This is a genomic window from Kribbella rubisoli (assembly GCF_004217145.1).
GTDB classification, from domain to species: domain Bacteria; phylum Actinomycetota; class Actinomycetes; order Propionibacteriales; family Kribbellaceae; genus Kribbella; species Kribbella rubisoli.
Genome location: NZ_SHKR01000011.1, coordinates 1,749,178 through 1,771,691 on the forward strand (window position 1 = coordinate 1,749,178; position 22,514 = coordinate 1,771,691).

Annotated in this window: 25 protein-coding genes; 4 read left to right on the forward strand and 21 right to left on the reverse strand. The window is 67.7% G+C overall.

Translation table 11 applies throughout. The features are described from left to right. Nucleotides 1-67: 67 nt before the first annotated feature. The 15 genes from EV645_RS11355 to EV645_RS11415 all read right to left on the reverse strand — a co-directional run bounded on the left by EV645_RS11355 (nucleotide 68) and on the right by EV645_RS11415 (nucleotide 12,113). Nucleotides 68-664 carry a hypothetical protein gene (locus EV645_RS11355; protein WP_130442405.1) on the reverse strand — a complete coding sequence of 199 codons (597 nt, stop codon included), beginning with the start codon at nucleotides 662-664 and terminating at the stop codon, nucleotides 68-70. Between the two features lie 111 nt (nucleotides 665-775). Continuing rightward, nucleotides 776-1,972 carry a Gfo/Idh/MocA family protein gene (locus EV645_RS11360; RefSeq protein WP_130442407.1) on the reverse strand — a complete coding sequence of 399 codons (1,197 nt, stop codon included), beginning with the start codon at nucleotides 1,970-1,972 and terminating at the stop codon, nucleotides 776-778. A 180-nt stretch (nucleotides 1,973-2,152) separates the two neighbouring features. Continuing rightward, nucleotides 2,153-2,830, reverse strand: coding sequence for a glycerophosphodiester phosphodiesterase (locus tag EV645_RS11365; protein WP_130442409.1), 678 nt, complete (start codon nucleotides 2,828-2,830; stop codon nucleotides 2,153-2,155). A 31-nt stretch (nucleotides 2,831-2,861) separates the two neighbouring features. Further along, on the reverse strand, nucleotides 2,862-3,065 hold the full coding sequence (locus EV645_RS11370) for a hypothetical protein (RefSeq protein ID WP_130442411.1): 204 nt from the start codon (nucleotides 3,063-3,065) through the stop codon (nucleotides 2,862-2,864). 63 nt (nucleotides 3,066-3,128) lie between these two features. Then, complete coding sequence (locus tag EV645_RS41830) at nucleotides 3,129-3,293, reverse strand: hypothetical protein (RefSeq protein WP_157997047.1); 165 nt, start codon at nucleotides 3,291-3,293, stop codon at nucleotides 3,129-3,131. Then, entirely contained in the window at nucleotides 3,290-4,678 is a 1,389-nt protein-coding gene (locus tag EV645_RS11375) for an MFS transporter (RefSeq protein ID WP_130442413.1), read from the reverse strand. The genes EV645_RS41830 and EV645_RS11375 overlap by 4 nt, the downstream gene beginning before the upstream one ends. After that, nucleotides 4,675-5,106 carry a MarR family winged helix-turn-helix transcriptional regulator gene (locus tag EV645_RS11380; protein ID WP_130442422.1) on the reverse strand — a complete coding sequence of 144 codons (432 nt, stop codon included), beginning with the start codon at nucleotides 5,104-5,106 and terminating at the stop codon, nucleotides 4,675-4,677. The genes EV645_RS11375 and EV645_RS11380 overlap by 4 nt, the downstream gene beginning before the upstream one ends. A gap of 22 nt (nucleotides 5,107-5,128) precedes the next feature. After that, nucleotides 5,129-5,827 carry an MgtC/SapB family protein gene (locus tag EV645_RS11385; RefSeq protein WP_130442424.1) on the reverse strand — a complete coding sequence of 233 codons (699 nt, stop codon included), beginning with the start codon at nucleotides 5,825-5,827 and terminating at the stop codon, nucleotides 5,129-5,131. 21 nt (nucleotides 5,828-5,848) lie between these two features. Further along, nucleotides 5,849-6,868: a 2-hydroxyacid dehydrogenase gene (locus EV645_RS11390; RefSeq protein WP_130442426.1), complete on the reverse strand. Its 1,020-nt coding sequence runs from the start codon at nucleotides 6,866-6,868 to the stop codon at nucleotides 5,849-5,851. After that, on the reverse strand, nucleotides 6,865-8,325 hold the full coding sequence (locus EV645_RS11395) for an FGGY-family carbohydrate kinase (protein WP_130442428.1): 1,461 nt from the start codon (nucleotides 8,323-8,325) through the stop codon (nucleotides 6,865-6,867). Before EV645_RS11395 ends, EV645_RS11390 begins: the two co-directional genes overlap by 4 nt. A gap of 47 nt (nucleotides 8,326-8,372) precedes the next feature. Beyond that, on the reverse strand, nucleotides 8,373-9,173 hold the full coding sequence (locus tag EV645_RS11400; RefSeq protein WP_130442430.1) for a DeoR/GlpR family DNA-binding transcription regulator: 801 nt from the start codon (nucleotides 9,171-9,173) through the stop codon (nucleotides 8,373-8,375). Next, the gene (locus tag EV645_RS11405; RefSeq protein WP_130442432.1) at nucleotides 9,170-9,799 is read right to left on the reverse strand and encodes a histidine phosphatase family protein; all 630 of its coding nucleotides are present in this window, start codon (nucleotides 9,797-9,799) and stop codon (nucleotides 9,170-9,172) included. Before EV645_RS11405 ends, EV645_RS11400 begins: the two co-directional genes overlap by 4 nt. Then, the gene (locus tag EV645_RS11410; RefSeq protein WP_130442434.1) at nucleotides 9,796-11,154 is read right to left on the reverse strand and encodes an FGGY-family carbohydrate kinase; all 1,359 of its coding nucleotides are present in this window, start codon (nucleotides 11,152-11,154) and stop codon (nucleotides 9,796-9,798) included. The genes EV645_RS11405 and EV645_RS11410 overlap by 4 nt, the downstream gene beginning before the upstream one ends. A 135-nt stretch (nucleotides 11,155-11,289) precedes the next feature. Further along, entirely contained in the window at nucleotides 11,290-11,523 is a 234-nt protein-coding gene (locus tag EV645_RS41835) for a hypothetical protein (protein ID WP_198681545.1), read from the reverse strand. A 344-nt stretch (nucleotides 11,524-11,867) separates the two neighbouring features. Next, nucleotides 11,868-12,113 carry a hypothetical protein gene (locus tag EV645_RS11415; RefSeq protein WP_242000336.1) on the reverse strand — a complete coding sequence of 82 codons (246 nt, stop codon included), beginning with the start codon at nucleotides 12,111-12,113 and terminating at the stop codon, nucleotides 11,868-11,870. Nucleotides 12,114-12,221: 108 nt separating this feature from the next. Between EV645_RS11415 and EV645_RS11420 the strand changes: the two genes are divergently transcribed. Together EV645_RS11420 and EV645_RS11425 are read left to right on the forward strand one after the other, a co-directional pair. Beyond that, nucleotides 12,222-12,488: a hypothetical protein gene (locus tag EV645_RS11420; RefSeq protein WP_130442436.1), complete on the forward strand. Its 267-nt coding sequence runs from the start codon at nucleotides 12,222-12,224 to the stop codon at nucleotides 12,486-12,488. Between the two features lie 121 nt (nucleotides 12,489-12,609). Next, complete coding sequence (locus EV645_RS11425; RefSeq protein ID WP_130442438.1) at nucleotides 12,610-14,022, forward strand: glycoside hydrolase family 43 protein; 1,413 nt, start codon at nucleotides 12,610-12,612, stop codon at nucleotides 14,020-14,022. Here EV645_RS11425 and EV645_RS11430 read toward each other — a convergent pair. The 5 genes from EV645_RS11430 to EV645_RS11450 form a co-directional block, all read right to left on the reverse strand. Beyond that, a complete protein-coding gene (locus EV645_RS11430) occupies nucleotides 14,019-16,052 on the reverse strand; it encodes a PD40 domain-containing protein (protein WP_130442440.1) in 2,034 nt (677 codons plus the stop codon). The two genes, EV645_RS11425 and EV645_RS11430, sit on opposite strands and share 4 nt — an antisense overlap. Before the next feature lie 123 nt (nucleotides 16,053-16,175). Further along, the gene (locus EV645_RS42205; RefSeq protein ID WP_198681547.1) at nucleotides 16,176-16,931 is read right to left on the reverse strand and encodes a hypothetical protein; all 756 of its coding nucleotides are present in this window, start codon (nucleotides 16,929-16,931) and stop codon (nucleotides 16,176-16,178) included. 45 nt (nucleotides 16,932-16,976) lie between these two features. Then, complete coding sequence (locus tag EV645_RS11440) at nucleotides 16,977-17,798, reverse strand: carbohydrate ABC transporter permease (RefSeq protein WP_130442442.1); 822 nt, start codon at nucleotides 17,796-17,798, stop codon at nucleotides 16,977-16,979. Then, on the reverse strand, nucleotides 17,795-18,673 hold the full coding sequence (locus EV645_RS11445) for a carbohydrate ABC transporter permease (protein WP_130442444.1): 879 nt from the start codon (nucleotides 18,671-18,673) through the stop codon (nucleotides 17,795-17,797). Before EV645_RS11445 ends, EV645_RS11440 begins: the two co-directional genes overlap by 4 nt. Further along, entirely contained in the window at nucleotides 18,670-19,962 is a 1,293-nt protein-coding gene (locus tag EV645_RS11450; RefSeq protein WP_130442446.1) for an ABC transporter substrate-binding protein, read from the reverse strand. Before EV645_RS11450 ends, EV645_RS11445 begins: the two co-directional genes overlap by 4 nt. 300 nt (nucleotides 19,963-20,262) lie before the next feature. Here EV645_RS11450 and EV645_RS11455 point away from each other — a divergent pair, with 300 nt between their 5' ends. Further along, nucleotides 20,263-20,976, forward strand: a complete 714-nt coding sequence (locus tag EV645_RS11455; RefSeq protein ID WP_130442448.1) for a hypothetical protein — start codon at nucleotides 20,263-20,265, stop codon at nucleotides 20,974-20,976. Between the two features lie 90 nt (nucleotides 20,977-21,066). Next, on the forward strand, nucleotides 21,067-21,783 hold the full coding sequence (locus EV645_RS11460; protein WP_130442450.1) for a hypothetical protein: 717 nt from the start codon (nucleotides 21,067-21,069) through the stop codon (nucleotides 21,781-21,783). Here the strand turns inward: EV645_RS11460 and EV645_RS11465 are convergent. Next, nucleotides 21,780-22,514 carry an ArsR/SmtB family transcription factor gene (locus EV645_RS11465; RefSeq protein WP_130442452.1) on the reverse strand — a complete coding sequence of 245 codons (735 nt, stop codon included), beginning with the start codon at nucleotides 22,512-22,514 and terminating at the stop codon, nucleotides 21,780-21,782. The two genes, EV645_RS11460 and EV645_RS11465, sit on opposite strands and share 4 nt — an antisense overlap.

The following is a 22,514-nucleotide window of genomic DNA, read 5'->3' on the forward strand; positions in this document are numbered from 1 at the left end:
AACCTGACCGGAGCGTCGCCTTTCTGAACAATAAACGTCACTCCACCTGCCCAGGCCAGATCGGATGCTATTGCCAGTAGAGGTTGCCGGCGGTGGTGAGGCTCAGGCGTACTTCGTCGGGGCTGGCGAAGATGACGCGGCAGGTTTGGAAGCGGGAGCCTGGGGCGGTCCAGCCGGCTGGTGGGGAGCTGTAATCGGTGCAACTCGGTAGGGCGAGATCTCCACCCAGGAGGCGGAGCGCGCCGGCGTCGCCGCCGCCTCTGAAGTCGCCGGTCAGGTTCGGCCCGCTGTAACCGCTGAACGCGCTGTCGCCCTTGTCGCCGTCCTCGTTGATGAGCACGGCCCGGATCAGGTAGGCCCAGCCTGAGACCTGGTCTGGATACGTCGATCGCAGGAAAGCCATGTCTTTGTCCGACGCCTTGTCGACGCCGGTGACGATCACGCCGACCCGGCTCGGGCGGTCCGCCCGGCCGATCGTGATCACCGCCTTGGCGCCGAACTTCAGCCGCGTTCCCGCCCGCGTGGAACCGGGCAACGGCGACGGCGGGGCGAGATTCTGCGACGTCGTCGTACTGCTGGCCGGAGGAGAACTGGGCGTCTCCCCCGAGCAGCCGGCCGCCATCAATCCCAGCAGCCCGATGAGCGCCATCCGCCGAACGATCACGCCCGCACCCTATCGGGGCTAACGACAGGAGGTAGTCCGCTCGTGAGCCGAACCGCCCGCACACTCACGCCTGGCAGGTCGCCAACCGGTGGACTACCTCCTGTTCTTAGGTCAGGCAGGTGCGTCGCCGTGGTCGGGGATCTCTAGTTGTACGCCGCCTTGGAGGGCTGACTGGTGGGCGTAGATGCCGGGGAGGGTGTAGCGGGCGGAGATCCAGGCGTTGATGGGTGGGAGGGTCTTGTCGGCTACCGCGCGGACGAAGTCGTCGGCGAGGAAGTGGTGGGAACCCTCGTGGCCGTTGTGCATGCCGGCGAACGCCTCCGGCAGGCGGCTGCGGTCGTGGACCGGGGAGAGGCCGGAGCGGAACGCGTCGCGGAGCGCCGGGTCGACGTTCGCCAGGTCGGCGTCGTCGAGGGAGCTGCTCGGCTTGGTCTCCATCAGGTGGGAGACGTCCTCGACGCCTTCCTTGTTCTGCCACAGCGTCGTGGTGGCGAGCTGCTCGAAGCTGCCCTCGGTGCCGAACACCCGCAGTCGCGACTCGCGGATGTGCGACGGGTACCCGACGCGGCGCATCTCGTTCGTCCGCATGATGCCGCCGTCGGCGAGCTTGAAGAGCGCGGTCGCGTTCGAGAAGTCGTTGTTGAACTGGCTGATGTCCTTGTCGAAGACGCCGTCGCCGCGGTCGTCCTTGACCCCGATCGCCGACACGTGCGTGGCGTGCTGACCGGTCACCGAGAGAACGTTGCCGACGGCATGCGTCGGGTAGAGCAGCGGCGGGAACGACGCGGTCTTCTTCCACTCGTCGCCGCCGGAGTACTGGTACGCCGCGTAGAACCCGAGGTCCATGTCGTGGACGTAGTCACCCTCGGAGTAGAACACCCGCCCGAACGCGCCCTCGGCGAGCTTCTGCCGGCAGTAGACCGACGACGGGTAGTAGAAGCTGGTCTCGCCCATCATGTACGTCAGGCCGGTCTCCTTGACCAGCTCGATGATGCGCGCGATCTGGTCCGCCTCGATCGCCATCGGGACTGTCGAGTACACATGCTTGCCGGCCTCGAGCGCCTTGATCGCCATCTCCCCGTGCAGCCAGCGCTGCGTGAAGATCGCGACCGCGTCCAGGTCCGACTCGAGCATCTCCTCGAACGACGCGTGCGTCACTGCGATGCCCTGCTTGGCGGCCATCTCTGCGGTCCGCTCCGGGATGACGTCGGTCAGCCGCACCTCGGACACGTCCGGGTGCGCGGACCACAGCCGCAAGAACGAAGGAGCAAACTGTCCGGCGCCAACCACACCGATGCTGATTCCCATGCGAGATAGGCAATCACACATTTATGTTCTACGGAAGAACAAATTCAGACGTTGGAACGTGTGAGGCGAGTGGCGTTGGAAAGGGTGAGGCGGATCGCCAGGCCATCACAATGGCGGGGTGCGTCCATCGGCCCGCGTGGTGGGCGGGCGGAGGTGCGGTTGTGATGGCCTGGGGATCCGCTAGCTCGCGAGCTGGAGCAGGTGGGGGTTGTCGGTGGTGATGCCGTCGACGCGCAGAGCGACGGCCTCGGCCAGCGTCTTGGCGTCGGGGACGGGCCAGGCGGTGGTGGACAGGCCGGCGGCGTGCAGCTCGGCGACGCCCGCCGGGGTCAGGCCGGCGATGCCGCAGAGGGACCAGCTGGCCTCGGCCGCTCGGGTGCGGGCGATGACGTCGGCGATCTCCGGCGTCCGTCCGAAGATGTGGCCGGTCGTTACGTCCGGGAACGCCTGCCGCATCGCGAGCAGGATCTCCGGGTGGAACGACGTCACCAGCGTCCGCGCGGCCAGCGCCGGATCCGACTTCAGCGACTGGGCGAGCAGCGGTACGGCGGCCTCGGCCTTCACCTCCGCCTGAAAGCGGACGTCGATCGCGGCGACCGTCTCGGACCAGGTCGGTACCTGCTCGCCGAGACCCGCATCCAGCGCGCGGATTTCGGCGAGCGTCAGCGCGGCGACCTCGCCCGACCCGGAGGTGGTCCGGTCGACGGTGGCGTCGTGGATGATCACCAGCTCCCCGTCGGCGCTCACCCGCAGGTCGAGCTCGATCTCGTCGCAGCCGTCCGCGACCGCCCGGCGGAACGACCGCAGCGTGTTCTCCGGCTCCGTCCCCACCGCACCGCGATGCCCGGTGATGATCACGGCAACAGCTCCTCGGCCGACCCGGTGATGATCACAGCACCTTCTCCTCGTAGAGCCGCTTGACCTCGGTGCCGATCGCTTCGAGGCGCTTGGCGACCGAGCCGAAGACCTTCTTGGGTTGTGCGTTGTCGGCGTAGATCTGCTGCAGCCCGGTGTAGATCTGCACGTTCGCGTTCCGCCCGTACAGCCGGATCGCGTCCTGCTGCCGCGCGTTCTCCAGCTGCGCGATCGCCACCCCGTAGTTTCGGCTGCTCGGCGATCAGCTTCCTCAGCTCGGCGTCTTCGCGCGCCTTGTTCACTACCGGCAGATAGCCGGTCTGCGTCGTCCACCACGCCGAATTCTCCGGATGCGCCAGAACTGCAGGAACGTCGCCGCGGCCTGCTTGCGCTCGTCCGAGACGTTCCGCAGCATCCCGATCCCGCCGCCGCCGGTCGCAAGCCCGGTCGCGTTATAGAGAATCACTGTGATTTTCTTGCGAAGATCACATCTAGGAGCAGGATCGCCGCGATGCCGCCGACGAGGAGGCCGAGGCGGTGCAGGCCTGCGTCCGTAGCCGGTCCGGCGAAGACGAGAGCGATCGCGGCGGCGGCGAGGTTCGCGCCGACGTACTGCGAGGTGCGGAACAAGCCGGCCGCGGCACCGGCGACCTCCGGCGGGGCGGCGCGGTAGACAGCCAGCTGGTTGCCGAGCCCGTTGAACCCGTTCGGGATGCCGAGGACCGCGCTGATCAGGACGAGCACGACGATCGGCGTACCGGTGTGAACCCCGAAGGCGAGCGCGGCGCCCCCGACCAGCAGGCCGGCCGAACCGATCAGGAGCAGCAGCCGGTCGCCGTGAGAGCGAGCGAGTTTGGTCGCGATCGCGACGGTGATGGCGCCGAGCGTCGCGATTGGGAGGACGACCAGACCGACCTGCGTCGGGTCGAGCCCGCGGCCTTGCTCGAGCCAACCGGGCAGACCGTAGAAGATCGCGTAGAAGGCGACGTACGTAAGCATCGTGCGGAGGTAACCGAGCGACAGCGGCGCGCTGCGAGCGAGCAGGCGCACGTCGACGAACGGGGTCGTGGAGCGACGTTCCCACAGGATGAACAGCACGACGAGCGGGACCACCGCGCCCAGCAACCACCAGTTCGGACTGGTGGTCAGCGAGAGCAGAACCAGCATCAGCGCGGTCATCGCGAGCGTGAACAAGAGCAGCCCGGCGAGGTCGATCTCCCGCCAGAGCTTGCGGTCGTCGTCCGCCGGCCGGGGCGGATCCTTGGGCACAAGCCGGAGTACGGCGATGCCCGCGACGGCGGCGACCGGGAGGTTGACGAGGAAGATCGCCTGCCAGTCGAACGTGCCGACGAGGAGACCGCCGACGCTCGGACCCAGCGCCGCAGAGGTCTGCGCGAAGACGGACAGCAGCCCGAGCGCACCTACCGCGGACGCCTTCCGGCGGTCGGCGATCCGGCGGATCATCGCGACGCCCGAGGGGAACTGCGCGCCGGTCCCGATTCCGAGCAGGACCCGCGCGGCGATCAACCACCCGAGGCTCGGCGAGAGCGGGGCCAACGCCGACACGACCGCCACGAGCGCAAGTCCGGCAAGGAACACTCGACGAGCGCCGATGAGATCAGCCAGCCGACCGGCTGTCGGCGCCGAGACCGCTGTCGCGAGGTACAGCCCCGAGACCAGCCACTGCGTCTCGGTCCCCGCGTGGAAGTCCGCGCCGATCGCAACCAGCGCGACGGCGATCATCGAGGAGTTCAGGGGCTGCAACAACGTGCCGAGGCCCACCGAGGCGGCATACCGCGCCGGCAGGTTCCCGGTCCGAACCGCCTCCCGTTCCTCCACGGCCTTGGTCACTCAACGACCTCCGAGAGCTGGTCCATGAGGCGGGCGGCCAGGTGGAGGAGTTCCTGTTCGGTCGGGGTGAGGGTGGCGTCCATGGCCTTCGCGAGGAAGGTGTCCCGGCGACGGCGGTCTTCGCGGACGAGAGTGGCACCGGCGGGCGTGATCTCGAGGAGGACCTGACGGCGGTCGGCAGGATTGTCAGCACGGCTGATGAATTCACTCGCTACCAGGTCGGTCGTTGCGCGCATCATCGTCTGCGGGGTGACCCGCTCGGCGGCGGCCAGGTCGGCGTTCGTCATCGGACCTTCGCGCTCCAGCCAGCCCAGCACATTGAACTGCGAGTAGCTGAGCTCACCCTCGGGACGCTCCTGCCGCAACCGGCGGACCAGCCGGAAGAGGCTGGTACGGATCTCATGGGCAGCAACATCCGAAGAACTCATACCATCAGCATAGCTGATGATATCAATCGTCGTCGTCCTCCCGTAGTCGCACCCCGGTAACCCCGTCGAGGTCGTCCAGTGCGAGCACCAGGTGCTGCAACGGCGGCCGTCCGGTGAACCGCATCGACGCCAGTACCTGCGGCGCCGACCCGTCCCGATGCAGCACCTCGGTCCCGAGCACAGACGCCTCGAACCCCATCGAGGCAGCGGTCGCCAGGATCGTTCGCAGTACGCCGGAACCGTCGTCGTACCGCACCGTGACGATGCGGCGCCGGTCCGGCGAGGGCAGGAACCGACCGAGCCGGGCGAACGGGCCGACCGCGACCAGATGCAGCACGGTCGCGGCGACCGCGAGCACCGGCATCCCGGCGCCGCAGGCCATCCCGATCGCCGCCGTCATCCAGATCGTGGCCGCTGTCGTGAGCCCGCGGACCACGTCGCGGCGCATGAAGATCACTCCGGCGCCGAGGAAGCCGACGCCGGAGACGACCTGGGCCGCGATCCGGGACGGGTCCAGGTTGACCTCGGTCCCCAGGACGGCACTGAAGCCGAAGCCGGAGACCAGGGTGAACAGCGCCGCACCGGTGCCGACCAGCGTGTGCGTCCGCATCCCCGCGCTCTTCTGCCGTATCTGCCGTTCGATGCCGATGATCATCGACAGCACGAACGCGATCAGCAGCAGAAGGAGCTCGACCACGGTCGTCGATGTTGCCAGTTTCATGGTTCGTACCCTGTGCCCCGACTAGGCGGACACCAGTCCTACGGGGTCCTTTCCGGAAAGGAAGGCTGCCACCGCCTCCGCGGCGATGGAGCCGGCTCGGTGGGCGGTCTGACGGGTTGCGCCGGCCAGGTGGGGCGTCATAACGATGTTCGGCGCCGTCAGCAACCGCGAACCCGCGGGAAGAGGCTCAGCCGGGAACACGTCGAACGCCGCCGCCCCGAGCTGACCTGACTCCAATGCATCCACCGCTGCGTCGTAGTCGAGCAAACCACCGCGCGCAGTGTTGACCAGTACGGCGCCTCGCGGCATCGACGCGATCTGCTCCGCACCGATCATGCCGCGGGTCTGATCGGTCAACCGGGCATGCAGACTCACCACGTCGGACCGCCTCAGCAGCTCGTCGAGCTCCACCAGCTCGATGCCCTCCGGCGCCTGATCGACGTACGGATCGGCGACCAGGACATTGGCGCCGAAGGCAAGCATCACCCGCGCGACCCGTTGCCCGATCGCGCCGTACCCGATCAGCCCGACCGTGGATCCGTCGAGCTCCACACCGCACTCGTCGTACGCGTAGAGATCGGAGCGCCACTCCCCCTGCTCCAGCGTCCGCTGCAACCGCGGAAGGTTGCGCAAGGCACCCATCATCAACGCGACCGCGTGCTCCGCAGCTGCCACGGCGTTCCGCCCGGGCGTCGAAGCCACTGCGATCCCGCGCCTGGCCGCGGCGGCAACGTTCACGTTCACCGGGCCACCCCGGCAGACGACCAGATAGCGCAGGTCGGGCGCGGCATCCAGCACCCGTTCCGTGAACGGCCCCATCTGCGTGACCGCAAGCTCGACCCCGGCCAGCGCCTCGATCAGCTGGTCCTCCACGTCACTGGCCTCGTCCACCTCGGCGACCCGCCCGTACGGCGTCAGCGGCCAGGGCAACGTGACCTCACGAAACTCGAACGCGACGTGCGGGATCGTGCTGAGCGCCGCGGCGAGCAGGTCGTTGCGTACGAAGTGGTCGCCGGCGAGCAGCGTCCTGACGGTTCTCATCGATCTCCTGTGAACGTGGGTGCTGGGTCGGACCAGCGCGGGCGGGCCGCCTCGATCCGGCGCAGGTAGTGGGCGTATCCCTCGGCGTAGAACTCGGCGCGGGCCGGATCCGGGTCGACCTGGCGGGTCTCGGCGATCCACTCCGCTCCGGCGCTGTCCGGGTCGACGGCGCGTCGCGCGCAGATCACCGCACCGCGCGCAGCGACCTGTTCGGCCTCGGCGGTGTGCAGCGGCGCGTTCAGTACGTCGGCGAGGATCTGGGTCCATTCGCTGCTCCGGGCACCGCCGCCGCAGACCGTCACGCGACCGGTCCAGCCGGCTGCGTCGAGGCAGTGGCGAGCGGCGTACGCGATCCCTTCGCAGGTGGCACGGACCAGGTCGGCCGTCGTCGTGGCCAGCGAGATCCCGTCGATCGTGCCGCGAGCGCGGGTGTCGACGAACGGCGCGCGTTCACCGGCTTCGGACAGGTAGGGCAGTACGGTCACGCCGGACGCACCGGGCGGGCTCTCGGCGAGCAGACCGGGCAGTTGCGCAGTACCAACGCCGACAAGTGCGAGCACGCGGTCTAGGGCCGCCGTACCGACCATGGCAGGCATCGCACGCAGCCAGACACCGGGTGTCCAGGTGCCGAGGAACAGGCCGGCGGGCTCGCCGTCGACGGGCAGTTCACGGGTGACGACTTGGCACGCCAACGTTGTACCGACAGTTAGAAGCGCGTCCCCCGGCTCAGTCACACCCGCGCCGGCCGCAGCGGCGGGCAGGTCGTACGGTCCGGCAGACACCCTCGTCCCCGGGGCCATGCCAGTCGAGTCATCACGCAGCTCGCCAACCGGCCCGCCAGCCGCGACCGGCGCCAGCAGTCGACGTACCTCGGACAGCCCCGTCGCCGCCAGCGCCTCATCGTCGTACTCCCCGGTCCTGGGATCGAGGAACGGCGCCGACGCGTCCGACACATCCGTCGCCCGTACTCCGGTCAGCGCCTGCATCACAACGTCCTTGCAGTACGCCGCCGTCCCGGCCCGCTCGATCACCTCCGGCTCTTCCGCCCGCACAGCGGCCAGCAGCGGCCCTGATGCGCCGGGAAACATCCGGTTGCCCGATCGCCGGAACACCCGCTCGGCGACACCCTCCGTCGTCCACCGCTCGAGGATCGGGCTCGACCGCGCGTCCAGCCAGGAGATCGCCGGGCGGACGGGCGTACCCGCATCGTCGACGAGCCAGAGGCCGTCACCCTGCGCGGTGATCGCCAGTACACCGGGTCGATTCCCGACCGCGCCGGCCAACTCCTGCACGACCTCGTTGACTGAGGCAACTATTTCTGCGGTCTCGTGCTCGAACCGCCCGGTACTGCGATGAACCAGGCGGGTCGGCCGGGAGGCCTCGGCCAAGGGACGCCCGTCGGCGTCGAAGGCGACCGCCTTGGTCACGGTGGTGCCGACGTCAACTCCGACGTCCATAAGCCCCCTCCTCAACGCTGCAGCTCAGGACACCTGAGCTGTAGCGTTCATAGTTTGGCTACCTCCACGGTGGCGCCGTGGTCGCGCAGCGGTTCGATCAGGTCCTGCGGGGTTTTCTCGTCGACGATGACGACGTCGAAATCGGTGAGCGGCGCGAGCCGGTGCAAGGCAGTGCGCTGCAGCTTGGCGTGGTCGACCAGCAGCACCTTGGTCCTTGCCGAGCGCAACATCGCCCGCTTCACCAGGACGATCTCCTCCTCCTGGTGGAACGCGTGCGTCGACGACACCGCGGACACCGAGCAGAACAGCAGGTCGGTGTGCAGCGCCTCGACCGCTTCGGCGCACGGCATCCCGCCGAACGAGTCGTGGGTCGCGGAATAGATCCCGCCGAGGGCGAGCAGCGTGATGTCGCGGAGCTGGGACAGCCGGGTGATCGCGGGCAGGAAGTTCGTTGCCACGGTCAACGGCGTGATGTCCTCGATCAGGTCGATCAGGGCCAGCGCGCTGGTCGAGTCGTCGAGCATCACCGACATCCCCGGCTCGATCATCGCCCGCGCGTGCCGGGCGATCGCGGCCTTCTCCGCGTGCGCGGTGTTCAGCCGGTACGCGACGTTGCTCTCGAACACGCTTGTCGGCTGGGCGCTGACGCCACCGCGGTACTTGCGGACCACGCCCTGCCGCTCGAGCTCGTCCAGGTCGCGGTGCACCGTCATCACGCTCACCCCGAACGCCTCGACCAGGTCGTTGGCCGAAACCGAGCCGTGCTTCACGACGTACGCCGCGATCTCGGCCTGCCGGCGCGCGGGCCGGCTCAGTTCGGTGGTGTCACCATCGACTTCCGATGTCATTCCCGGGTCTCCATTCGCGCAGGCTCGATCACAGGTGGAACGTTGTACGCCTCGAGACCCACTGTGCCGTCCTGCCACCGGAAACGCACCAGCGCCGCGGGACCGAGCGCAGGTAGCAGTCTGCGGTAGTCGTTCAGTCGCAGTCCGAGCACCCTGCACACGAGCAGCCGGACGAGTGTGTTGTGCGCGACGACGAGGACCCGCTGCCCCTCGTGCCGCTCGGCGATCTCGGCGAAGACCTCATGGACCCGGTCGGCCGCATCGGCGGGATGCTCGCCGCCCGGGAAGTGGTCGAGCACCGGATCCAGCACGAACGCCTTCGCCACCGCCGGGGGCAGTTCGCTGAGCATCTTCCCCTCGGCCGAACCGAAGTCGACCTCCCGCAGCCGGGCATCCAGAGTCGGCTCCAGCTCCATTGCGCCGGCGATCGGTCCGATCGTTTGCCGAGCCCGCAGCATCGGCGAACACCACAGCGCGTCCGGCGCATAGTCCAGCGCCCAGTCCTTCAGCTGCTGCGCCTGCTGTACGCCGATCTCGTCGATCGGGAGGTCCGTCGATCCGGTGTACCGGTTCCCGTGATGCCACTCGGTCCGGCCATGGCGGGCCAGGACGATCGTCGTTCTCATCTGCGGTACCCCCGGCGGTCGAGCTCCGCGACAAATGCGCCGTACAAGTCGTCAAGTCGTTGGCCGGCTGGTTCGAGCACGCGATCCACCCGGACCATGCGGCGCGCGGTGCCGGTGAGGTCGGTCCCGCCGGACGCGGCCAGGACAGCCATGCCGTACGCCGGATCCGGTACGGCCGGAAGCTCCACGGGTACGCCGAGAACGTCGGCGCGGAGCTGGTTCCAGTAACCGCTCCGCGTGGCGCCGCCGGTGAGCGAGACCGAACGCACCGGGTCGGCGCCGAGCGTCTCGAGGTGCTCGAAGGCGAGCCGCTCGATGAACGCGACGCCTTGCAGCACGGCGGCGTACGTGTGCAAGTCGTCGGGAGTGCTGCCGAGGGTGAAGCGCTCGGCCTGCGGCGCGACGAACGGGAAACGCTCACCGGTCTTGGTCAGTGGGTACGTGACGGCGTTGATCGGCCCTGCGGCGCGGGCCACGTGACCGAGAGCGTCGAGGTCGGCTCCCGGGAGGAGCTCAGTGAGTACGCCGGCACCTGTGCTGGAGGCGCCGCCGGGGAGCCACCCGCCGTCAGGATGACGATGGCTGTAGACGGCGCCGGTGGGGTCAGTCAGGAGATCGTTGCTGACGCCTTTGAGGACGAGCGTCGTACCGAGGACGGAGTTCCAGGCGCCGGGGCTGAGCGCGCCGGCGGCGATCTGAGCGGCGCAGCCGTCGGTCATGCCGGCGTGGACGGGGACGCCGGCGGGAGTGCGGCCGAGCTCGACGCCGGGGCGGACGACCTCGGGGAACGCAGACAGCGGGAGGCCGAGTTTGCCGAAGGCTTCGGTCGGCCAGGCCTCGGCAACCAGGTCATAACCGGTCTTGAGGGCGTGGCTGGTGTCGGTGGCGACCGGGTGGCCGACGAGGTGCGCAGCGACGAAATCGGCGCTGTGGACGACCCGGCGATCGGCGAGGTCGTGACCGTCCGCGACCAGGTCGAGGATCTTCGGGAGGGCCCAGGTGGGCTGCATGCTCGTGGACCAACGGTCCGGGTCGGCGTCCACGATGTGGTCGCGACGGGCGGCCGCGCGCGCGTCGTCGTACATCAGGGCCGGGGTGACAGGCCGGCCGGAAAGGTCGGTCAGGAGGAATGTGCCGGAGGTCGAGCAGATCGCGATGCCGTCGAGCTCGGTCGCGCCGACCTCGGCCAGGACGGCGTCGACGGCGCTGAGCCAGCTCTGTGGATCCTGCTCGTGGCGGACGCCGGCACGGTGACTGGTGAGTGGACGGGTTGCCCGGGCCAGCACATGGCCCTTGGCATCGGCCAGCACGGCGCGCACACTTTGCGTGCCGAGGTCGAGACCGATCCAGCCCACAGAGCCTCCAGGTGAGTGTTATCTAGGTTGATAACATAACACCAGAAGGCGATAAGAACGCGCCAGCTCCGTGGCCGAACGCGGACACAACGCGGCTCCCGCAGCCGGTCGGCATGCGGGAGCCGGAGTTGACGATCAGGAGTGCATCAGCACCAGAGCCGGGTCGACCGTCGCCAGCTCGAGGCGGCCGGCGTCGACTGCGCCGTACGCGCCGATCGGGCCGCTGCTGCGGCGGCCGCTGCGGTTGGTCCAGAAACCCCAGCCGGCCGGGGCGTCAGGCCAGGCCGGGTCAGGCTCCCAGCCCATCGGCGGGCGCCAGGTGTCACTCGGTGGTTCAGGCCAGTCAGGTGGAGCGTTGAACTTGTGCACGAGCGGTCCCTCCGGATTCCCCAGCGATCCGCTGATTCGCGAACTGCCTGACAGATCAACGAGCTGGCGCGCCGAATGTCACGGATAAATCTTCGTAAAGTTTCATCCGGCACACGGGGACCCATCTCACCACCAGAACCCCATCCCGGCAACCGTTCTCTCACTAGCCGGACTGCACGTGCATCCTCACCGGCATTAGTTGCCTCCTCCACAACCAACCCCCAAGTTGTCCACAGCAACCGTCCACATATCCACAGCCAGACACGCTTATCCACAGGTAATTCTGTGGACACACAGCGTGCCCCCTCGGGGGTTACATCCAGTCACCGTGACGTTGTGTTACATCAAGCGGCGATGGTCTCGCTGATCCGGGAGGGAAGCGTGCCGGCGGCAACCGCCTGGTCGAGGGCGGCGAGGTGGGAGCAGGCGAGCGCGATCGCTTCGGCCTGGGTGTGGCAGCCGTCGGCGTACCAGTAGGGATCGTCCGGCTGACGATCATCCGCGTCGTCGATGTCGGCGTACCAGCAGTCGTGCCGGTAGTGCACGACCCGCACCTTGAGCTTCATGTGCGGTGAGACGCCAGATCTCATCCACAGGTTCCTTTCGACCCAGATCGAAAGGGTGCTGCACCAGGAACCCAGCGTTTTGACGTCTCGTCGCAACCACCGTCAGCACAACCAGCGATGAGGGAGTCAGCGATGGCCTGGGGAGAGAAGAAGCCGCCGAGGGCAGTGCGCAAGGCGGAAGCCAAGCTCGATGCGGCCGAACGGCGTAGGGACGACACGGCAGACAATGGCAGGGAGATGCGGCAGCAGATGCGCGGAACGTCGCAGATCCATCAGACCATCCGCTCCGGGAACGCTGCCAACCGCAGCGCCGCGAAGGGCGTGAAGAGGGCCGAGAGGGACTACAACAACGCGGTCAAGAAGGCAGCCGAGAAGGCAGCGAAGAAGGGCCGCGGATAGCAGCCCTCGGGTCCTGCCGCGGCCGATCCTTCGATCCTGGTGCGAAGGGTTTACAACGTTGGCAAAGAGCCAGTAGAACCTTGAAGAGACTGGTCCGCCCCCCAGTTTCGAGAGGTATGTCATGAGGCTCTTCCATGCCGCAGTGACCGCAGCAGCCGCCGTACTGCTCACCGGCGTACTGGCGCCGGCCGCACCAGCAGCCGAGAAACAGGAGACTGCAGTGTCGTCGCAGAGCTTTCGGAATCCGGTGAATCCGTCCGCGGATCCGTCGTTGATGTTCTACAACGGCAAGTACTACGTCGCGACCACCCGCGGCGACCGGATCGGGATCTGGTCGTCGCCCAGTCTCGCCACACTGCTCGTCCAACCCGAGCAGGTTGTGTGGCGGGACTCGGACACCACCCGCAACACGCAGATGTGGGCGCCGGCGTTCCGCCGCGTCGGCGGCCGTTGGTACATCTACTACACGGCCTCGGACGGCGTCGACGCGAACCACCGGATGTACGTCCTCGAGTCCGCCGGCGACGACCCGCTCGGCCCGTACTCCTTCAAGGCGAAGATCGCCGACTTCGGCGAGTACGCGATCGACGGTGAGCCGATCACGGTCAACGGCCAGCAGTACTTCGTCTGGACCGGCCCCGGCCGCGGTCAGGGCGGACCGGCCCAGCTGTATATCGTCCGGATGAGCAACCCCTGGACGGCCACCGGCGACCGGGTCGCGATCCCCGCGGACGGCGGTTGCTCGGAGGTCCGCGAAGGACCGACACCGCTGTACGGCGCGACCCGTACGTTCCTGACCTACTCGACGTGCGATACCGGCAAGCCGGACTACCAGCTGTGGATGAAGAGCATCGCGAACGGCGCCGACCCGATGGTCGCGTCGAACTGGGTCCAGCACGCCGGCCCGATCTTCTCCCGCAACGACGAGACCGGCGTCTGGGGGCCGGGCCACCACTCGTTCTTCAAGTCACCGGACGGCACCGAGGACTGGATCGCGTACCACGGCAAGAACACCAGCGTGTATACGTATTCATTCCGCGCGACCCGCGTCCAGAAGATCACCTGGAACGCAGACGGCACACCGAATCTCGGCCGGCCGCTCGCCGCCGGCGCCACGCAGAACCTGCCGTCCGGCGACCCCGGCTCGTCGAACTACTGGATCAACGACACCGACAGCACGGTCGAGTACGCCGGGAGCTGGAGCTCGGGATCCGGCTGCGGCAACCAGTGCTTCTGGGGCAACGACCACTGGAGCGGCCAGACCAACGCGACCGCCACGATCCACTTCACCGGCACCCGCGCCGCGCTGCTCAGCGTCGCCGACACCGGCAACGGGATCGCCGCGATCTCCGTCGACGGGGGCCCCGAGCAACGCATCGACTATTACAGCTCGATCCGCGTCGGCGAGCAGCTGATGTACATCAGCCCGACCCTCGCCGCCGGCGCCCACACCCTGAAGGTGCGAGTCACCGGCGACAAGAATCCAGCATCCACCAGCGCCGTCATCAGCCTCGACCGCATCGAGGTGTATTAGGTACGGCGTACCGCGAGCCCGTCGACCTGGTAGATCTGCCCGGACGTCCGCGTGGTCAGCAGGACCGACCCGGTCAGGAAGGTCGCCGGCACCGGCAGCGGGATGATCGCCTGGTACTCGGTCGTGGCCTTGTACAGGTTCACGGCGCCGACGTACTTGCCGTTGTAGTAGACGTTCAGTCCGCCGCAGGTCGCGCACTTCGTCGCGATCAGGAACAGTCGCTTGGCCTGGACGCTGCGCGAGACCGAGATGCCCTTCGCGGAGGTCGCGGTCGCGGTGCCCAGGTAGTACGCGCGGTTGGAGGCCCGGACCCATCCCTTGGCGGCGCCCATCAGGCGGTCGTCGGAGGGCCGGGAGAAGCACTTGTCGGCAGTCCAGCCCGAGAGGTTGCCGGCGACGTCACGTGCCCGGACCGAGACGCAGTACTCGTAGCCCGCCGCTAGACCGATCGCCACCGACGTGGCCGTCGTACCGGACTTGACCGAGGCGTAGGCGCCGAAGTTCCCCGCTGTCGGCGCGATCCGCCAGCGGACGTCGTACGACGCGACGCCGTTGTCGTCCGAGCCGGCGTACGCGACCGTGGCCGTCGCGGCCTTCGTGACGTCGTACGTCGGACCCGTGATCCGCGCGGTCGGCGCAGTCGAGTCGACGGTGAGCCAGCGGTAGGCCTCAGTGCCGCGTCCACCGACCTCGATGCCCCGAATGCGCAGTACGTGCCGACCTGCCGCGACGCCGGATGCCTTGAACGGCGATGCGGGGCACGGCTCGGTCTTGACCCCGTCGAGCTCACAGGAGACGGACAGCGAAGGCAGCCCGGTCGTTTCGTACGGCACCGACAAATTCGGCCCGACGACCGGAGCGGTCGGCGCAATCGTGAGCCGCGGACCCTGCCAGACCGCCGACTCGACCGTCTCCCCAGCCGGTGGGACGAACAGCTCCCCGTTCACGTACGGCCGTCCGTCGTTGACCGGCACCTGCTGCAGGGTGCTGCTCCCGGTGTCGGTCCGGCGCGCGACGAGCAGGAGGTTGAACTTCGCCCAGCTGATCGAGTCCCCGCTCGTACCGTACGGGTACGCCGGTACGGGAGTGCCGCCGGCGACCGGGATCACGTTCACGGAGGTGTTCTTGAAATAGGCGATCCACAGACCGTCCGGTGAAGCGACCGGGTGCTGGGCCAACTCGGTGCCGGCGTACGTGGTCAGGACCGCACCGCCCACCGTTGCGCGGACACGTTGAAGCTTTCCCGTCACCTGGTCTTTGACGATCAGGGTCTGGTTGTCGGGCAGCCAGGACGGCGCGGCCAGGTTGCATCCGACCCGGATCGGCGTACCGCCGGTCGCGCCGATGATCTCGACGCAGGAGGATCCGCTCTGCTCGCGTTCGAAGGCGATCTTGGTGCCGTCCGGTGACCAGGACTTCACCGTGATCCCGCTCGAGCCGTCGAGGATCTTCACCGGCTGCGCATGCGGGACGACCGCCGAGACCGTCCACAGGCTCGCCTGCCCCTGCGAGAAGACGACCTGCCGTCCGTCGGCCGACGCCGCGATGGCCTTGTCGACCTGCTGCGTCGGGCCGGAGGTGGCGAGCGGAATGACCTGGGTCGCCCCTTGGACGGCGATCTGGCCGAGGAACGTACGGCTGACGCCGTCGGTCGTCACGGTGTTCGCGACCGTGATGGCATCGGCCGGCGCGGCGACCGGTGCGCCCGGCACGGTGTCGGCCGGGCCGGGGGTGCTGGCCGGTCCCTCGCCGTCGGCGTCCACCGCGGCCACGGAGTACGTCGCACCCGGGATCCGCTCGGTGTCCTGCCAGTTCAGCTTGGTCGGCGGCACCGGGTACGTGGACTCGGTTCCGTTCACGCTGCGGTGGACGACGAAGCCGGTGAGGCCGGTTCCTTGGTCAGCCGGCAGGGCCCAGGCCACGTCGATACCGGTGAATGTGCCCTTGACCCGCACGCTGGCCGGCACCGAGGGAACAGCCGCAGCCTGTTCACCCGATGCCATCGCCGGCGCGGCCACGGTCAGAATCAAAGCCGACAGCGATATCGGCGTGGCCAAACGCAGAAGAACGTTACGCAAAGGAACCCCCAGAGTCAGAATGGGCGAACCGATGCGCACCCGCTGTTGTATCGGGCCGGGCGGCCCTGCGTTACATCAGACGAACGTCTTGACGATCGTCCGGCCGTGGATCAGCAGGAAATGGCCGTCGTTGCGGATCTGTACGACGGTGCCGGCGCGGCGGCTGTCCCATCCCCAGGTCTCGTCGCCGTCGCGGTTGAGCGTGCCGAACCGGCCGCTGCTGTCGATGTAGGCCCTGGACTCCGGCCACCCGGTCTTGCCGGTGCTCCAGAGGACGGTCTTGCCGTTCTTCAGGAAGACCAGGTTGCCGTTCGCCAGCAGCTGCAGCGTGTAGACGTGGTTGGTCGAATACATCGTCACGTCACGCCCGAGGCTGTCCGGGGACCGCAGCAGCGCGTTCGGCATGAGGGTGCCGATCACCATGTGGCGGTTCCAGACCGCTTTGTTGCGGGTGTTGTAGATCCCGAGGAGACCTGTGTTCGGCAGGACCAGCTTCGCCTGCGGGCTGGCGGCGCCCATCGCCCAGATCGCCGTCCGGCCGTAGATGACCCGCATCACGCCGTCCGTGCCCATCACGAGCACAGCACCCGGGCGGTAGGTGTTGGACATCCACAGCGGCTGCACCGCACCACGCTGCAGCAGCGTCACGTTGCCGTTGCGCTGCATGGTCAGCGTGTACACGCCGCTGGCCGACTTGATGGATTGCAATGCCAACAGCTTCTGCCCCGGCAACAGCGTGTCCTTCACCGCCGCCTCGGCCGGTGCCGCGACCACAGCCCCGCCCAGCATCGCCCCGACGGCCAACAACCCGGCCAATAACCGACGTACCATTTCGCCTCCCCCTTCGTGGAAGGACAGTGTCCTTCACGCAGGAGGTCACCCCTTCAGACCGGATGCGAACCCGCGGATGACGTAGCGCTGCAGGATCAGGAACAGCAGAAGGATCGGGAGCGCAGCAAGAATCAACCCGGCGGCGACCAGGCCGTAGTTCGACGTGTACTGGTTGACGAAGGCAAACACCCGCACCGGGACGGTCTCGTGCCCCGAGCCGCCCAAATACAGCAGCGGCGTGAAGAAGTCGTTCCAGATCTGTACGGCGTTCAGGATCAGCACTGTCCCGGTGATCGGCCGCAGCAGCGGGAAGATCACGTGCGCGAAGGCCTGCAGATGCGATGCGCCGTCGATCAGCGCGGCGTTCGTGTAGTCCGCCGGGAGCGACCGGATGAAACCCGTGTACAGGAAAACCGTGAACGGCAGCTGGATCCCTGTGTAGAAGATGATCATGCCCTGGTACGTCCCGAGCAGACCGGCATTGTCGACGAGTTGGTACAGCGGGATCATCCCCAGCTGGAACGGCAGGATGATGCCGACCAGGAACAGGATGTAGAGGCTGTAACTCAGACGCGTCGCCGTACGGGCCAGGAAGTACGCCGCCAGCGAGCCGAACGCGATCAGCAGCACGACGCTGACCACGGTGATCAACGTGCTGTTCAGCAAGGCCGAGCCGAGGTCGGCCGACCGCCACGCCTCGCCGAAGCTCCCGACGCTCGGCGGGGACGGCAGCGACAACGGCCGATTCGCGATCTGCTGCGGATCCTTGAACGCGAGCGTCACCAGCACGTACACCGGGAACAGGAACCCGATCGCGACCGCGATCATCACCAGCTCCAGCAGGAACGTGCGCGGGCGATACTTCATGCCGCCGTCTCCCTCGACCTCAGGTACCCGATCTGCAGGAACGACACGGCCGCGACGAAGATCGCCAGTACCAACGCGACCGCGGTGCTGTAGCCGAACTTCCCGAATACGAACGCCTGCTTGTACAACACCGTCGACAGCGTGTCCGTCGCGTACCCGGGCCCGCCGTTCGTCATCGCGATGATCTGGGTGAACAACGTCAGCCCGCCCACCGTCGACAGCATCACGTTGATCGTCACGGCCGGCGCGAGCAACGGCCACGTGATGTACCGGAAGCGGGCTACCGTACCGGCGCCGTCGACCATCGCCGACTCGTGCAGCTCGGCCGGCACGCCTTCGAGCCCGGCCAGGAAGATCACCATCGAGTACCCGGCGCACTGCCAGATCACCGTGAACGCGACCGACCACAACGCCAGCGACGGATTACCCAGCCAGTCCTGCCGCAATCCGCCGAGACCGACAGCTCCGAGGGCCGCGTTCAGCCCCGCGTCCGGGGCCGGGTTGTACACGAACTTCCACAGGAACGACACCATCACCGGACTCACCACGACCGGTGCGAAGAACACCAGCCGCAACGCCATCCGGCTCTTGATCCCGGTGTGTACGCCGAGCGCCAGCAGCAGCCCGATCCCGTTCTGTACAACGACGATCGCGACCGTCAGCAGCAACGTGTTGCGCAACGCTCCGAGCGCCTGGCTGTCGTGCGCGAGCTGCTTGAAGTTGTCGATTCCGACGAAGGTCTTGGCGTTCCCGATCCCGGACCAGTCCGTGAACGCCGATCCCGCACCCGCGATGCTCGGGTACAGGACCACGACGGCGTACACCAGGATCGCCGGGACGGCGAACCACCACGGCGGGGCAATGCGTACTCTCATGCTTTCTTCCGGTAGGCCTCGTCCATCTTCTTCAGGGCAGCGTCGACGGTCGTCTTGCCGCCGAGCAGCTCCTGGACGACGGCGAAGTGCGTCGGCTGTACTTCGGCGTTCGGCCAGCGCTGGTCCATGAACGGGACAGCCTTGTTCGCCTTCAGCGCGGGCAGGAACAGCGTCAGCGCCGGGTCGACCTTCGCATCGCCGTACAACGGGACGCAGGAGACGGCCTCGGCCCAGGTGTTCAGGTTCTCCTGCTGGCCGCAGTAGTCGAGGAACGACTTGGCCTGATCGGTCTTCTTGCTCTTCGCGCTGATGGCGATCCCGACCACCACACCGGCGGGAATCCAGTTGTCAGCGGCAACATCCGTGGCCGGGAACGGGAACATCGACAGGTCGTCCGGCGTCTGCGACGCGGCCCGGAACGCTCCCAGCACGGCCGACACCTGAACCGCCATCGCAGCCTTGCCGGTGGCAACCATCGAGGTCGCCTGCTCGTACGTCGTACCGTTCGGGTTGTCGTTGAAGAAACCCTTCTTCTGCAGCTCGAGGTACTTGTTCATCGCGTCGACCCAGCCGGAGTCCGCGAACGACGCCTGGCCGGCGAGCATCTTGTCGTCGAAGTCGGGCGTCTTGGCGTAGACCGTGCCCGGGACCAGCGCGTACGGGATCAGCTGGGTGATCCACGGCGTCTGCGCGCCGAGCGCGATCGGGACGATGCCCTTCGCCTTGAGCTTCTCGCAGACCGACAGCAGCTCCGACCAGGTGGTCGGCGGCTCGACGCCCGCGGTCGCGAACGCCTTCTTGTTGTAGATCGCGCCGAGCATGCTCGAGCCGGGCGAGTAGATGTAGGTCTTGCCGTCGCTCTGGAACGCGCCCTTGAAGCCGTCCGGGATCTTCTGCGTCCAGGACTGGCTGCTGAGGTCGGCGAGCAGGCCGGCCTTGGCCAGCTGCGCCATCGACATCGCGCTGCCGTTGCCGGGGTACACGACGTGTACGTCGGGGGCGTTGCCGCCGCCGAGCTGGGTCCGGAGCGCGGTCTGCACCTGGTCGGCCGGCGCGAACGAGAGGTTGAAGTCGAAGCCGGAGTGCGACGACTTGTACGTGTCGAGCAGCTTCCGCAGACCGGCCTCCTGGTCGCCGACGCCGATCACCTTGAGGGTGCCGCCGGACGACGACGAGCCGCTGCCGCCTCCGCCGCAGGCAGCCAGGGTGCCGACCGCAGTGGCGGCGACAGACGCTCCGCCGATCAGCTGCAGGAGACGCCGTCGGCTGACGGACTGATCGAGTGCCATGGGTCCTCCTGAGCGCCGGAGATACCGGCGAAGAGTGTGAAGTAACCGCAGGATCGTGTTACTTTCGTCACCGGGACGCTACGTATGGCCCGGGAGGGTGTCAAGTCCTCGTTGAAAGGATTCAGTCAGGAGCGGTGTGAAAAGGTCTCCGCCGGGGTTTTGGGCTCGTGCCCGTCTCTCCTGAGAAGATGGCGCCGTGCCCGTGACCGCCTCCCCACATCCGGCCGGTACGCCGTACCTCGTACTGCAGCCCGGCGGTCCCGTCATGTCCACTCGATCGACCAGTGGACCGGTGCAAGCGTGAGACGAGTCCTCCTGGCCGGCCTCCTGTTGCTGGCTCTGGCCCTTGGCGTCGGCGGTGGCTACTACACCGGCGACCGCGTCGACACCCCGGAACCAACCGCCTCCGGCACCGCCGGCCCTCTGGGCACAGTGTCGGAGTCCCCGTCACCAACCCCGACCGAGCCGCCCCTGCCGGTGAAGACCCCGGTCCCGAGCAACCTCGAGCCCCTCGAACCGGGCTTCGACTACACCCGCCGCAGCTTCACGGTCACCCCACAGGACCAGCGCTCGGTCCAACTCTCGATCGAGATCCCGGAGGGCTGGAAGCAGACGCGCGACCCGAAGCGGCCGCAAGAGGTGAAGTACCTGGACGACCAGAAGGAGCGAGGGGTCCGGATCGAGGCGGTCGAGCCGGTCGACACGACTCCTGCGGCCGCGATGGCCCAGCTCATCGTCGACCTGAAGAAGAGCCAGCCGCCCGAGAACGACGTACAGATCGTGAGCCACACCACGGACACGATCCAGGGCGAGGACGGCGATCCCCGGCCGGTCGCGACGCTGATCTACACCTACATCCCGGGCGAGACGCTCCGCTACGTGATCGTGCGCTGGATCGCGATCGACGGTCAGTTGACGAATGTCGAGATGAGCATCACCGGTATTCCTGAGGACGCGGCCGCCCTGGACGAGGTTCTGCAGCGGACTTCGACGTCGGTCCACGAGGTCGGCTGAGCGCTTTCACGGAATTGTTACCTCGGGACATGCAACCTGAGAGTGCACTCAGGTGTCTTCTGTTGAGTAGGGAGTGGGGAAGGTGGGGGCGTGAAGAGGACGATGTCGCGGCGCGCGCTGCTCGGCGCCGGCCTGCTCACGCTGGCCGGAGTCGGTGGCGTCGGCGGGTACGGCGTCGGCCTGTTCCTCACCGAAGAGCCCAGCCTGGCCGGTACTGCGGCACCCCTTCCGATGGCAGTCAGTTCTGGGCCGCCCGCGACACCGACCACACCGGCCCCGCCGCCGAAGAAGATCGTCCCCGACGACACCGAAGCGCTCAACAAGGACGACCTGGAGTACAGGGTCCGTGAATTCACCGCGACCAGCGTGGTGCGGTCGGATGTCCGCCTCAAGGTGCCGAGGGACTGGGGCTTCACGCAACCCGATCCCCCGAAGATCGGCCGCTACACCGACCCGACCTCCAAGCGCTGGATCCGGATCGAGGCCGGGTTCACCATCCGCCGGCCACCCGCGGAATCGATGGCCCAGAGGCTCACGGACCTCGCCACGGTGCCGGCCGCCCAGATGCTGTCGATCAAGTCCCACACCGTGGATCCGGACACCAAGGAAGCAACGCTGGTCTACACCTACGTGCCGGAGAACTCGCTCCGCTACGTGATCATCCGCTGGGTCGCCAACGGCGAGGGTCTGTGCACGTTCGAGATCGCGGTCACCGGACTGCCGCAGGACCGGGAAGCGATGGAAGACATCCTGGACCACGCGGCCAACTCGGCTACTCGAGACGACTCGCCGATCCGCCCCTCCTAGCCTCCGAGCAGGCCGGCCAGGGACTGGTGGCCGGCGTTGGTGAGGTCTACGGCTCGTTGGTTGGGGCGGCGGTGGAGCCAGTTGTTGGCCAGGAAGCTGTTGACGATGGATGCTCCTAGTTGGCCCGACAGGTGGTGGCGTTGTTCGCTCCAGTCGACGCAGAATCTTAGGAGTTGGCGGCGGGACGGCTGGTCGTCGAGGTCGACGCCGAGTTCGCCGAATACCTTGGTGGCGTTGGGACCCAAGGCATACGGGCCGTCCGGGAGTTGTGCGGCCAGTGGGTCGTCCGGGCGGCGGTCTGCGCCGGTGCCGCCGTCGGTGCGGGTCAGGGCTTCCCGGCGTACCAGACCGTCCAGCAGGGCGACACCGAGGCGGCCGGCCAAGTGGTCGTAGCAGGTGCGGGCTTCACGGAGTGCTGCAGCGCGGGTGCTCTGGCGGAGCGACTTGATCGGCTGGGGTTTGGCCAGGCGAGCCAGGGCTTCTATGGCCGCGGCCACCTCCGGTCCGGACAGCTTGTAGTACCTGTGTCTCCCGGACTGCTCGACCGCGACCATTCCGCCGTCCAGCAGTTTGCGCAGGTGGCCGCTGACGGTCTGCGGTGACACACCGGCCTCTGAAGCCAGCAAGGAAGCAGGCAGGGCGCGGCCGTCCGCCAACGCCATCAGGACCTTCGCCCGCGCAGGCTCGGCCATCAGGCCGGCGGCGCGAGCCACATCGGCATCTCCGCTCAT